We start from the raw sequence: 13248 nt of genomic DNA on the forward strand, positions 1-13248 counted from the left end.
ATCAGATCCCCAGCTTGGTTTTCATACATTTTGAATACGATGATGCATGCCCACCCTGTTTTTTTGAGCAGACGGGGCAGTGTGACTGCACAGCCAACAACGAGGACTGATGCGTCACATCGTTAGTGCCCGTTCGATAATACTCCACCACCAAGGCATCTTTGTGATCAGCAACCATTTTAGGCGCCACGGTTCCACACACCACACAAGGTAGGCCCTGTACCGAGGCGGTTTGCGCCGTAGTAGGCCCACACGCCGAACTTCGAGCGTAAGGCTTTGTAATGCCAGGTTTTGGAGCAAATTGACTCTTGTCGGGAATACCCAGATTGTTCATCGGAACGGTTTTCCCCGTACCGTCTGGGGTATTCGTCAAGCCTAGAGGGTCAATCCAGCCTGTGGGGTTAGGCGCGTAAGCGTAGGTGTTCAAACCACCTGCATAACCTACCGGGTCCTTGCTTATGAATCGACCGACACCAGGGTCATAGTAGCGATGGCGGTTGTAATGCAGGCCGGTCTCGACATCGTGGTACTGCCCCTGGAAACGTATCGGGTTGGCCAACCCCAACTGCTGTGCTCGAGCGGAACGTTGCTCACGAACCTCTCCCCATGCCTTGTAGTGAGCACTCCAGGCAATCTCACCGTTCTCATCAGTGAGTTCTAATGGTGTCCCCATACGATCGCACTGGTACCAGGCAATCGCATCGAAACTTTGTACAGTCGGTTGGTGATTCCACAAGGGATCGTCGTCGAGCGTGTAGTCGCCAACATAATCGGGCAGTCCTGACAGTTGTATCGAGCCGTTGGAAACAGCCTGGGCTACCGGAATGTAAGTGCCTGGCTCAAAAACGTAATGAACCGTTCTCCCCGTTCCGTCATCTGCTTGAGCAGGACTGCTTTCCCACGCCAGGTTATCTCCGTCCCAGCCAAATAACGTGAAACCGCAGCCTAACTCTCTTTGTTTACGAGCATGTTCGTTGTGATTCCACTGAGACCCTGCCTCTGGACGCTCCTTGTAGTGAGCATTGGAGTTTTTGTACAGGCGCCGGCCCAACGCGTCATAAGCGAAATCGACACTCAAACGTGCATCGTCGAAATTCACCATTCGATCAAACAGATCCCAGCGCATACGGCTGTAACTTCCGTTGTGCCATCGCTGGATAAGATTGCCACGCTCGTCGTACTCATAGTGAGTACCGGCGTATTCACGCAGGAGGTTATCGAGCAACTTGCTGCGCGGCGTGTCCTGATCAAGCGGTCTTCGAACCTGCGTAACCGCGTCATCCAACAGATTACTGGCCGGATCGAATGCAAATGTTTCGGTGCCCAGTCGGCTGACGGCACTGATGAGACGGCCAACCGGGTCGTAGCGGTACGCCAATGGGCCCCGTCGAGTGTCGTTAATCTCGGTCAACTGGCCCACTGCATCGTACTTATACTCGCGCTTGAGTAGAGTCGATTTGTCGTCAGAGTGCCCCAGCAGTTGCTCCTGAAGCCGCCCAGCCGGGTCCCACTTCTGGGTTTGTAGTAGCCGATTACCTTGATGGCGTGCCACTTCACGGTGCAGATCGTCGCGCTCGTATGCAATCAGATCATGATCGTCCAGTCGTAACCCCAGAAGGTGGCCACTTCCGTAGGTCAACCAGCTCACCTTGTGCCCGTCTGGGCGAACCGTCGCTATGCGTAGATTGAGAACGTCGTATTCATGTTTCCAGACAGCGACAAGAGGCTTGTCGAGATCCAGATAGTGCTGGTGTTCACGAATAAGATTGCCGGCAGGATCATGAAACCAGTTCAGGCGACTGTTGCCGTTGCTGGCCATGACCAGACGACCATTTCCGTCATAGGCATACGCTTCACTTTGAGACTCACCGCCCAGATTTGCATGACGATCAGTCAGGCGCCCCATGGAGTCGAAGTTGAACTTGATGACACGCTGGCCATTGAACTTGCTATCCAGGCGCCCGGTTTCAGGATTGTATTGATAGCGAGTCGTGCGTCCGTCGAACCCCCTCTCCTCCAACAAGCGGCCAAGCGGATCGTAGTGAAAGTGGGCACGTTGTTCGTTCTCGTTCTCCAAGGCAACCAGACGACCCAAACGGTCCCAGCTGTAACGCAGGCTCTGCTCGGCGGCATCTACACGCTCACTGACGAACCCGGCCGCGGTATAACTCCAAGTCGTGCATTGCCCCAATGCATCAACGTGCGCCAGCAGTCGCCCCTCTGCGTCCCGCTCAAAACGCTCTTCCGTTTTGTCAGGATGTTTGATCAGCACCAGCTGACCATTTCTGTATTCGTATTCAGTGCTTTGTCCGGCGGCGTCAGTGAAGCAGATCATCTGGCCACGCGCATCGTACGCCCATGCGCTGGCCTTGCCAGAACAGTCAACGTACTTGGTCAGTTGGCCGGCCTCGTTGTATTCGATCGCTTTTTCATTGCCGTTGGCATCTTTGATGGCAATTGGCAGTCCGGCCTTGTTATAGGCGTACTCCGTCTTGTTGCCTAAAGGATCTATCGCCTCAACAAGGTTGCCGCGGTCGTCATACCCTCTTTGCCACTGACCACCTTCTGCGTCACTGATTTTGATCAGTTGATCATGGTCGTCAAACGCGTAGTACTCGACGCTGTCATCCGGGCGGATGTGTTCAACCATGTTCCCGCGGGCGTCGTAGCTGAAGCGATCGGTACTTCCATCTGTATGAACATGACGAACCAGATTTTTGGCGTCGTCACGAAAGAACCATTCAGAGCGCTCATCCGGATGACGGATGCGATAGGTATAGCCAAGGATGTCGTAGTAATGCCAGGTCTCGTTGCCATACGCGTCCGTCACATAGGTCAAACGAATATTGTCATCCCACTCAAGACGCGTATCGAAGCTGCCATCGTCCGCCCATTCCCGAATAGCCTTTGCGTCGGCGCCACGCCCCTGCCATTCGATGTTCATGCCCCGGGCGGTTCGATCGGTATAGCGAGTGATCAAGTGATGCTCGTACTGATACGACCAAGCGGCTCCATTTTCATCCTGGGCCAGAATCAGATTGCCGAAGGTGTCGTATTGATAACTGCACAGTTGACGCTGAGGCACGCCATCCTTGATCTCCCACAAACCGGTGAGACGTCCGTGATCATCAATTAACGTGCCCAGATGCGAAAGCACTTGAGTGACTTCGTCCTGATAAGTCATCAAGTCCGACAGTATCGATTCGTCACCGTGACGATGCTCGTAATGAAGCATGATCCCGGCACCGTTACGAAGTACAACGCCAGCCAACAGATAGCGCCGACCATGACGGACGTAGGTTTCCTTGCGCTCAAAGCCGTGGCATAACAGCAACTGATCTTCTCTGCTGCGGATCAGCGTGACGTTCTCTATAGGGTCATAGTGAAACAGTCCGACCTTGGGGAGTGGGTAGTCGTGGCTTCTGCCATCGGAGCCAAAAAAGACCAGACCCTCTTCTCGGCAATCGAAGCGTGTGCTCAGTTCGGTTACCCAGCGTGCACCCAATGAGCCTTGGTCATAGGCATCCAGTCGAGAGTTATAGGTTCTCGACCACTCGATTGGAAAGGCACCGGGCAGACTGAAGTCGATATGACGAAGTAGCTCTGAGCCCAGCGAAAAACTAATACTGTGGCAGGTCCCCGTACAAGCGACGTTCTTGTTTGGATTGGCTGCACCTTTGGCCGGTGCTTGATGACTGGAGGCCTCTAATCGACCTTCCCCGGCCTTGCGTTGTGCCTTGCTGGTCGCATTGGGTTTGACGCTCGCGCTCTGACCATGCCCACGGCGCTTGCGCCACGTCAAAACAGCACCGCTGAGCATTTGCAATAACCAGCCGATCGAATGACGTGTACCTGGATCGCCCAACTTGCTCAGTTGGGTTTTTATCTCAGGCCCCATGGCTCGCAAGGTTCCGGTATGCGTCAACACCAGCTTCTTGGCTTGATCCGGAAGCAGATTCCTGGCTGCACTGTTGGCGACACCCTTACCTACTGCTTTGTAAGCACTGAAGGCGGCACCAAAAATGTTCCCGATGGCCGCTTTAGGATCACTGAGCAGTTGATTGCCCGCCGTGGTGATTTTCTGACTGGCCGCGCGTGCATCGCCTTTCGCGTCAAGCTTGCCGTTGACGACGGCCTCAAGCCCTTTGGCAATTTCGCTGACCGCGCTTTCGCCCAGTTTTCCAGCGTCAGCGAGTATCCCGGAAAGCTTTCCTTCGGCTTGTTTGACGAAGTCATCAATCGTGCCGACGATGGTTGCATTCAAATGACCGACCAATACTTCAATCATTGAATCGCCCAACAGCATTTTGACGCTGTTGCGCAGTTCCTGACGAACAAGAAACAGGGTCGGACGCAAGCTCATGCGCGCTGCAGCCATCGTGGGAGGCGCGGGCAAGACACCAATCAGGTTGATGCCCAGGCTCACCCAGTCGAGCAGTTCGCGCTGCTTGCTTTTGGTGAGGGTCACGATATCGCCAAGCGCATCAACCAGCGCCATGATGTTGCCGACAACAGGCAGGGCTCCAGCTACACCCTTGATACGATCCAGCGTAACCACATCGCCACTGATAGATCGCAGCCAGGCATCAAATCGAGCCGCACCGCGCCCGACATCCTGCACATCCAGAGTGTTCAACGGTACAACGGCGACCTGTGGTTCACGTTTTTGCGCACCGGCTGCTTCAGTCATGACAGTACTTCTCCGGTCAGGAGGCTTGGAGTTTTAACAACAGATTTCGAAATCGTCGGCGCTGGCAGACTCGGCAATTTGCCCGCCTTGCTCGCCGCTCCAAGAAGACCCGAAGCACTCGGCAACGCCGCACTCGCCAGCTTCGGCAACCCGGCCACCCCGCCCTGCACCACGTCTTTCACCTGCTGCGCCGTTTGCATCGCGCCTTGCGCCGTCTGCATCGCACTCATCCCTGTTTGCGCCATGTCCTTGCCCTTCTCCAACATGTCCCAACTCTTGCTCGGCAACACCTGCGCGACCATCGCCTGCACTTGGCTCGGCACGTCTTCGGCACCCGGCGGATTCAACGGCCATTCCGGCTTACCGATGTAACTACCATCGCTCCAGGTGTCCGCCGGATCCTTGCCGAACAGCACGCGCGCCGGCCCCGGTGCGGCACCGGCGACGCTGGCAAAACCTTTGCCATCGAGCTTGCCCTTGATGCTTTTGCCCAGTGCGTCGATGACTTCGTAATCGCCTTCCTTGATGCCCTGACGCCCGGCGTACTGGTTGAACAATTCCAGATTGCCTTTGCCCGGTTTCGGCGGTTCCGGGAACACCCCGGCGAGACTTTTCGCCCCGGTGTAGGCGAAGTTCGCCGCGTGCGCGGTGTACGGGCCGCTGGTGGCGTGGGTGATGCCGCCGGCGTTGTAGGTGGTGGCGCTGCCGCCGCCCTGGATCACCAGTTCGGTTTTCGCGGTGATGGTGATGCGGTCGGCATTGGCGGTGATGTTGAGTTTGGCCAGCAGGTTGATGCTGTCCTTCAGCGCTCGCACATCGATGTCGCCGGACGCTGCGACCAGCCGCCAGCCCATGCTCTGCACGAACAGGCGCATGCCGCGACTGGCGCTGGCCAGCAGGCGTTTGCCGATCGACAGGCTGGTGTGGCCGGTGCTGCTCAGGGCCAGGTGTTCGCCGGTGGCAATGTGGCTGGAGCGTGGCGTGGTCAGGGCGATGCCGGCCGGGCTGGCGAGGACCAGATGCGGCTCGGTGAACTCGGGGAATTCGTTGGCGGTGAGGTTCGCTGGACCGCTGCCGAGTACGCCTTGATGCTGGGCGTGCAGCGCTTTGGCGACGTCGTCCTGATCGCCGGCCTCTTGGGCCTGAAGCTCTTTGGCCTGCACGGCAAAACCGTCCTGCTGATCGCTGGCCGTGGCGAGGCGTTCAGCGGTTTCCGGCAAGTCTTTGTGGTGCTTGGATTCGTTCGGACGCGGCTCAGTGGTGATCAAAAGACCCGCACCCGCACGCACCGCACCGTGGCGGTCGGTTCTTAATTCGAACCCTTCGCCGCGCGGCTGGCCACCGCTCGGGCGCGGATGGGTCAGATAACCGAGGTTGATCGCACTCGCGCCGTGGTCGCTGCGCAACGCGATGCTGATCTCGCTGGTGGTATCGTCGATGCGTAATTCGTTGGCGCGGCTGCCCTTGTATTCCTTGCTCTTGACCGTGGCCAGAGTCTTGAAGTCCGGCAGTTTGTAGGGCGGCAGATTCGCGCCGTGGTACAGGCAACCGGTGATCAGCGGCTGGTCGGGATCGCCTTCGAGGAAGGTGATCAACACCTCCATGCCGACCCGTGGAATGTTGATCGAACCGAAGGTTTCCGCGGCCCAACTCGACGCGACGCGCATCCAGCAACTGGTCATGTCGTCGTGTTTGCCTTCGCGGTCCCAGAAGAACTGCACTTTCACCCGGCCGTACTGGTCGCAGTAGATCTCTTCGCCTTCAGGGCCGCAGACCACCGCACTTTGCGTGCCGAGGACTTTCGGTTTCGGGTGATCGAGCGGCGGACGGTACGGCACGTCCCACGGGATCGCGCTGAAGCGGTTGCGGTAGCCTTGGTGGAAATCGTCCTTGAGATCGGTGGTGTCGCTGGTCACCGACTCTTCGAGCACTTGCGGCTGCTTGCCTTCGTGGAAGATTTCGGTGAGCAGCCACAAGTCATTCCAGGTCGGATTGGCGTGGTCGGTCAGGGCAAGGAAATGCCCGCTGACCAGGATCGGCTGATCGCTGTTGCCCTCGGCCAGACGATAGTCGCTGCGATGGCGTTCCAGCGCGCGATTGGCCAGGTGTTTACCGCGCTCGCGATCGACGAAACGGCCCGGGTAGTCGTAGTCTTCGAGGTCCGGCTGGGCGCTGCTTTTGGCGTCGCTTTCCAGCTCGATCTTCGGTTTGACGAAGTCGTAATCGCGCCGCGTGGTGCGACTGGTGCGGGTGGCCAGACGCAAGCCGAAACGCTTGACCACCGGTTTGTCGGCGACCAGTCCGGAGTCCTGCTGATAGGCCACTGGCGCGAGTTTCGGGAACACCGTCTGGTCATCGCCGAAGGTCAGTTTGTGGCCGCTGGACGTGTGCTGGAAGTGGTAGTGAATGCCCTCCTCTTCACACAGGCGCTGGATGAAATCCAGGTCCGACTCGTCGTACTGCACGCAGTAAATACGCTCGGGGTAAATCGCGCTGAGCTGGAAGTGGTAATCGCTGGCGAGGATGCCGTGTTCTTCCAGCACCTGGCTGATGATCTGCTGCACGGTCATCTGCTGGAAGATGCGCTGATTGACCCGGTGCGCGAGGTAGGCCAGTTGCGGGCGCAGGGAAATCTTGTAGCGGGTCAGGCGCTTGCCCGCCTCGCCCTGGGCAATGCTGTAGACCAGCCCGTGAATGCCAGTGCCAGTTGGCGACAGCTGAAGAAACGCCAGTTTGTGCAGCACGCTTTCGAGGTTGATCGAGGCCTTTTCGCTGACCAGTTCCAGCTCGAATTCGAATGGCGTGTTGAGTGCCTCACGACCGGTAAACGACAGCACTTGGAAATCGCTGTCGACGCCATCGACGGTCAGATTGAAATGAGGCTGGTTGGCCGGTGAGAACATTCCCTTGTCCCTCGCGCAGTGCTGCGACGCGCCTCAGATTGCAAGAATCTGACGCGATAAATTCTTTAAAAGTGAGTGCGCCCCGACCAGCGATGCCAGCCGGGGCGGTACAACCATCAGCCGTGATTAAACGACTGGAGCACGCCAGTCATCGGAACCCGAAGTACCGGAAACTTCGTGGGTCCAGGTGATTTTGCGGTAGGTGAACTGCACTTCTTCCAGGTGGGTGAAATGCGCGTTGCCTGGATCCTGGCAGTTGTGCATTTTGTTGTTGATGGCGACGATGATCGCGTCTTCCAGTTTGGTGGTGTAGTAGTGCTCTTGGGTGCCTTGCGCCGAAGTGCGGTACCACTGGATAACGATTTCGCTCATGCGCTCGCCGGAAGTCAGCGCAGCTTGCAGCAGAGGCGAAGCCTTGTCGTAGACCTTGGTGATGACCACTGGCTTGTGCACGCGCTGACCGGTTGGCTGACCGGACTGTGGGTCACGCGGGATGATCACGTCGTGGGTGAAAGCCTGCACCATGACCTGGTCTTCATGACCTTCCTGAAAGGTGTTGCCAACGGAATCGGCGGTGAACGCGCCGGCAGTGATCAGACCTTGTTTTTCGCCGGTAACCGACATGTACGCTGGTGTTGCCATGGGATGCTCTCCTTGCTTAAAACACACAACCGGACAGGCACCATTGCCTGTCCGGGCAGGCTTGAGCTGTCAAACTCCATGCCAGCTATCACAAAACCATTATTCTTCAGCGCCTTAAACAAACGACCCGTACGCCGACCTTTGAATAAACGAGATTAAACAAATAAAAGTGCGCAACTTTTTGCGCAGTGGTGTGCAAGAAGTTGCGCACTTGGCTGAAAGCCCCGGTTCATAAGGCCTGCACAGACTTTCCCGGATGAAAACAGGCCAGGTACTGCGCAACTTCTTGCGCACTTCACCGCACGCAGCCATTTGATACACCACATCACAAATGATGTACCTCAAGCCCCATTTATCAATTCCCGCCTGCCTCTTAAAGTCCTCTCCAACAGCCGCCCATCACTCCGACGGGCCAGCGACTGGAGATACCCCAAATGCCTTTCATCAGCGTACGTATCACCCGTGACGGCGTGACCCGGGAGCAGAAAGCCCAGGTCATCAAGGAAATCACCGAAACGATGGAGCGGGTGCTGCACAAGGATCCGAAACTCACCCACATCGTGATCGAGGAAGTCGACACCGATAACTGGGGTTATGCCGGCATCACCACCACCGAATATCGCCAACAGTTGGCGGACTCGCAGTCATGAGCCGGGCCGTGAAAATCGATTTCGTCTCGGATGTCGTTTGCCCCTGGTGCGCGTTGGGCGCCACCGCTCTGGAGCAAGCGATCCGCAACCTGGCAGGCGAAGTCGACGTGGAGCTGACCTACAAACCGTTCGAACTGAACCCCGACATGCCCGCCGAAGGTGAGCACGCCATCGAGCACATGATGCGCAAATACGGGCGCAGCGCCGAGCAAGTGGCGGACCGTAACGCGATGATCATCGAACGCGGCGAGCAGATCGGTTTTCACTTCGACCTGGAAAAACGCAGCCATTTCCACAACACCTTCGACGCCCATCGACTGCTGTTCTGGGCCGCCACACAAGGACGTCAGCGTGAGTTGAAGCAGGCGCTGCTCAAGGCCTACTTCACTGACGGCAAGAACCCGAATGACCACGCCACGCTGGTGACACTGGCAGGCGCAGTCGGACTCGATGGCCAGCGTGCGCAAGAGGTTCTGGTCAACGCTGAGTTCAGCCAAGCAGTGCGCGAACTCGAACGGTTTTATAAGCAACGCGGCATCGATTCGGTTCCGGCCATGGTTCTTGATGACAAACAGGTCATCCCCGGTTCCCAGTCCGTCGCTTATTACGAGCAGGCGCTACGTCAGGCCGCACAGGTTGCGGCTCACGCCTGACCTTCGAAATCCGTTTATTCAAACCATCCAGATTGCATGAGGAAACATCATGAGCACGTCCAAGAAAGTTGTAGTGATTACCGGCGCCTCGCAAGGCATTGGCGCAGGCCTGGTCAAGGGATTCCGTGAGCGCGGCTATCAGGTTGTCGCGACATCCCGCTCGATCAAACCGTCCACTGACCCGGACATTCTCGCCGTCGCCGGTGACATCGCCGACCCGCAGACCGCCGAGCGCGTGATCCGTGAAGCCGTCGCACATTTCGGCCGTATCGATACGCTGGTCAACAACGCCGGGATCTTCGTCGCCAAACCCTTCACCGAATACAGCAAAGAAGACTACGCACAGGTCGTGGCGACCAACATGAGCGGCTTCTTCCATATCTCGCAACTGGCAATTGCCGAAATGGAGAAAAACGCCAGCGGCCATATCGTCAGCGTCACCACCAGCCTAGTCGACCACGCGATTGACGGCGTACCGTCGGTGCTCGCTTCGCTGACCAAGGGTGGCATCAACGCGGCGACCAAGTCTCTGGCCATCGAGTACGCCAAGCGTGGTATTCGGGTCAACGCGGTATCACCGGGCATCATCAAAACGCCGATGCACGGCGAAGAAACCCACGCCGCCCTCGGCAGCCTGCACCCGGTTGGGCATATGGGCGAGATCGATGACATCGTGCAGGCGATCCTGTACCTGGACGGCGCGAACTTCGTCACTGGCGAAATCCTCCATGTCGATGGTGGTCAAAGCGCTGGCCATTGATACCTCCCCGCAGCGCCGTCGGTGTGTACCGGCGGTGCCGCTTCATGAGATAAGCCTGAGAATGAACCGTCAGTTGATCCTCGGTGTACTCACATGAAGCGCCATTTTGATGACTTGCAATTGGGCAGTATCGAACTGTTTTGCCTCGCCGCTGAAGCCGGCAGTTTCACCGCCGCCGCGCAGCTCGCCGGTGTAACTCCGGCCGCCGTGAGCCGGTCGATTCTTCGCCTCGAAAAAAGATTGGGTTCACGCTTGTTTGCCCGCACCACGCGCAGCATTCGCTTGACCGAGGCCGGTAGAAACTTTTTCCTGCAGTGCAGCCAGGCGCTGACGCAATTGGTCGAGGCGCAACAAGAAGTCATGGGCGCACAGACCTCACCGTCCGGTCAGTTGCGCATCAGCCTTCCCACCACTTACGGCCATCACCGCATCCTGCCGCTGCTACCAAAATTCCGCGCGCTCTACCCTGACGTCACCGTCGACATCCACTTGGGCAACCGCAATATCGACTTTGTCGGCGAAGGCTACGATCTGGCGATCCGCGTCCGCGCCCAACCGGACTCGACCATGGTCGCGCGCCTGTTGGAGGATGCAAAACTGGTGGTGGTCGCGTCTCCCGACTATCTGAAAAAGGCTGGCACACCGCAGACGCTGGAAGACCTGGTGCAACACGAATGCATTCAGTTCGAACTGCCGAGCAGCGGACGGCGGATCTCCTGGCTGTTCGAGGAAAACGGCCACGACCGTGAAGTGTATTCCGACGGCGGCTACTCCTGTTCTGATGATGTGCTCGGTGGCGTGACCCTGGCCAAGCATGGCGCCGGGGTCTTTCAGACCTACAAATTCATTGTCGAAAAAGAACTGGCCGACGGCAGACTCGTCGAGGTGCTCGAGCCGTACGCCGGCCGCTCACGACCTTACACCTTGCTCTACCCGCACGGCCGCTATGTGCCGCAACGGGTCAGGGCGTTTGTCGATTTTCTGCTGCAGTTTCGTGATGAGTGGGCGCAGGCGTAACGCGGTACAAGGGTTAAATCGGTTGAAAGGCGTTCGCCATCAACCGGAAAAGGACTTGTTCGCGCTGACAGCCGGGCGCTGCTGGAAAATTTACAGGGCCGGCGCCATGCTATGCTTCGGAAGAGAAAACGAGGGGTTCATATGACGGGTTCAGCCACTGGCGGCGTTGCGAGCGAAGTCCGCAAACTCGCCCAAAAGCATAAGGTTACCGCTGAGCGTGACAGCATGAGCTGCATGGCCGCGACCATTACTCGTCTGGCAGGCGATGCTGTCGAGCTGGATGGGATTGAGCAATTGCTCGTCAATCTCAAACGTAAAGGTGTTCTCAACAAAGCAGAAATCATGGCCCTTCAAGGACGCTACCTCCAAGAGAAAAGGCGTTGCAAGAGGCAGCTTAGCGCATGACTTTTGACCCCTTCGGCGATTTCGAGACTGAAGGTTATCTTCAAAACTCGCTCAAACTGAAAGACCCTCTTGAAGTCAAAGAGTCCGAGCATCTCTCCTTCGAAGCCAGTATCGAAGATGCCCTTGCCTATCTCGCCAAGCAAAAACCCATCGACTACAAAGCGGTCCTCAAGACCCACGAAATCCTGTTCTCCGGTTTTTATCCGTGGGCAGGAAAAGACAGAAATGAACTGGTCCCCCACCTCGCAGTATTCAAAGGGTCGAAAGATGATCCGCATCACACGATATTCGAACGTCCTGACCTGATCAAAAGATCCGTGGAATACGCCTTTGAACTCGCAGCAAACAAAAAACGTTTTCGTCAGCGCCCCGGCGAAGTAATGGGCCAGTTGGCGTCCGCCCACCCGTTTTTGGATGGCAATGGCCGCACAATCCTGCTCATCTACATGGAGTTGTGCTATCGGACCCGGTTCGCTATCGACTGGTCGAGAACCAATAAAGACGACTACTTGCGAGCACTCGCCGACGAGATTCGAGACCCTTTCAAAGGCCATTTGGATGGTTATCTGACCCCCTTCGTCGTCGATATCTCCAGCCGCGATGAATGGCCAGCAATGATTGGCGGGATAAAGGGTCTGGACGGACTCGACAAGGAAGGGATTACGTATAAAAGCCTGGATGATCCGGAGGTCCAGCGACTTTATAAAACGTATCGAGCAACTTCTCTTGAATAATCCGCGCTCTCCGTGGTGTCGCGGTTGAATTCCGGGGTTTGACTTAACAATGACAAAAGCCTGCTTTTCAGGGCAGGCTTTCGTTTGGATCGCGCAGGCTTACTTCTGCTGAGCGGTGAGCGCCGAGTAGCTGTTCATCAGGTTGCGGTAGTTGGGAATCCGCTGCGACAGCAGATTACCCAAGCCTTCAATATCGTTGCGCCAGTCGCGGTGCAGCTCACAGGCCACCGAGAACCAGTTCATCATCTGCGCACCGGCCTGGGTCATGCGACTCCACGCGGCTTGTTGCACAGTGGTGTTGAAGGTGCCGGAAGCATCAGTTACCACAAACACGTCGAACCCTTCCGCCAGCGCCGACAAGGTCGGGAACGCTACACACACATCCGTTACCACACCGGCAATGATGATCTGCTTGCGGCCAGTGGCTTTGATCGCCTTGACGAAGTCTTCGTTGTCCCAGGCGTTGATCTGACCTGGACGAGCGATGTACGGCGCGTCCGGGAACATCTCTTTCAACTCCGGTACCAGCGGGCCGTTCGGGCCTTGTTCGAAACTGGTGGTGAGGATGGTTGGCAGTTCGAAGAACTTGGCCAGATCCGCCAGGGCCAGCACGTTGTTCTTGAACTCGTTTGGCGAGAAGTCCTGCACCAGGGAAATCAGGCCGGTCTGGTGGTCAACCAGCAGCACGATGACGTCGTCTTTGTTGAGGCGGTTGTAGGTTGGAGTGGTCATGATTTGCTTCCCTTTTGAGTTTTTGAAGTTGTTGTTGCGTTCAAGTTGGGTACAGATTACTG

10 protein-coding genes are annotated in these 13248 nt (G+C 57.0%); 6 read left to right on the forward strand and 4 right to left on the reverse strand.

Going from position 1 to position 13248, the window contains the following annotated elements:
* Nucleotide 1: 1 nt before the first annotated feature.
* The 3 genes from LOY43_RS16085 to LOY43_RS16095 all read right to left on the reverse strand — a co-directional run bounded on the left by LOY43_RS16085 (nucleotide 2) and on the right by LOY43_RS16095 (nucleotide 8235).
* The gene (locus LOY43_RS16085; protein WP_258708361.1) at nucleotides 2-4690 is read right to left on the reverse strand and encodes an RHS repeat-associated core domain-containing protein; all 4689 of its coding nucleotides are present in this window, start codon (nucleotides 4688-4690) and stop codon (nucleotides 2-4) included.
* Nucleotides 4687-7593 (reverse strand): type VI secretion system tip protein VgrG, encoded by a 2907-nt coding sequence (locus LOY43_RS16090; protein WP_258708362.1) that lies wholly within the window; start codon nucleotides 7591-7593, stop codon nucleotides 4687-4689. Before LOY43_RS16090 ends, LOY43_RS16085 begins: the two co-directional genes overlap by 4 nt.
* Before the next feature lie 126 nt (nucleotides 7594-7719).
* Nucleotides 7720-8235: an Hcp family type VI secretion system effector gene (locus LOY43_RS16095; protein ID WP_008084998.1), complete on the reverse strand. Its 516-nt coding sequence runs from the start codon at nucleotides 8233-8235 to the stop codon at nucleotides 7720-7722.
* 434 nt (nucleotides 8236-8669) lie between these two features.
* On the opposite strand from LOY43_RS16095, the gene LOY43_RS16100 reads away from it, so the two are divergent.
* From LOY43_RS16100 to LOY43_RS16125, 6 genes are all read left to right on the forward strand, one after another.
* The gene (locus tag LOY43_RS16100; protein ID WP_007916028.1) at nucleotides 8670-8885 is read left to right on the forward strand and encodes a 4-oxalocrotonate tautomerase family protein; all 216 of its coding nucleotides are present in this window, start codon (nucleotides 8670-8672) and stop codon (nucleotides 8883-8885) included.
* The gene (locus LOY43_RS16105; RefSeq protein WP_258708363.1) at nucleotides 8882-9538 is read left to right on the forward strand and encodes a DsbA family oxidoreductase; all 657 of its coding nucleotides are present in this window, start codon (nucleotides 8882-8884) and stop codon (nucleotides 9536-9538) included. The genes LOY43_RS16100 and LOY43_RS16105 overlap by 4 nt, the downstream gene beginning before the upstream one ends.
* Nucleotides 9539-9587: 49 nt before the next feature.
* Nucleotides 9588-10298: an SDR family NAD(P)-dependent oxidoreductase gene (locus tag LOY43_RS16110; RefSeq protein WP_095047870.1), complete on the forward strand. Its 711-nt coding sequence runs from the start codon at nucleotides 9588-9590 to the stop codon at nucleotides 10296-10298.
* 93 nt (nucleotides 10299-10391) lie between these two features.
* Nucleotides 10392-11315 carry a LysR family transcriptional regulator gene (locus tag LOY43_RS16115; RefSeq protein ID WP_258708364.1) on the forward strand — a complete coding sequence of 308 codons (924 nt, stop codon included), beginning with the start codon at nucleotides 10392-10394 and terminating at the stop codon, nucleotides 11313-11315.
* Nucleotides 11316-11456: 141 nt separating this feature from the next.
* Nucleotides 11457-11720: a hypothetical protein gene (locus LOY43_RS16120; RefSeq protein ID WP_095126629.1), complete on the forward strand. Its 264-nt coding sequence runs from the start codon at nucleotides 11457-11459 to the stop codon at nucleotides 11718-11720.
* Nucleotides 11717-12454: a Fic family protein gene (locus tag LOY43_RS16125; RefSeq protein ID WP_258708365.1), complete on the forward strand. Its 738-nt coding sequence runs from the start codon at nucleotides 11717-11719 to the stop codon at nucleotides 12452-12454. The genes LOY43_RS16120 and LOY43_RS16125 overlap by 4 nt, the downstream gene beginning before the upstream one ends.
* Before the next feature lie 99 nt (nucleotides 12455-12553).
* Here LOY43_RS16125 and ycaC read toward each other — a convergent pair whose 3' ends face one another.
* Nucleotides 12554-13186 (reverse strand): isochorismate family cysteine hydrolase YcaC, encoded by a 633-nt coding sequence (gene ycaC, locus LOY43_RS16130; RefSeq protein WP_258708366.1) that lies wholly within the window; start codon nucleotides 13184-13186, stop codon nucleotides 12554-12556.
* Between the last annotated feature and the right edge of the window lie 62 nt (nucleotides 13187-13248).

The organism is Pseudomonas sp. B21-041 (assembly GCF_024748675.1).
Lineage (GTDB): Bacteria > Pseudomonadota > Gammaproteobacteria > Pseudomonadales > Pseudomonadaceae > Aquipseudomonas > Aquipseudomonas neuropathica.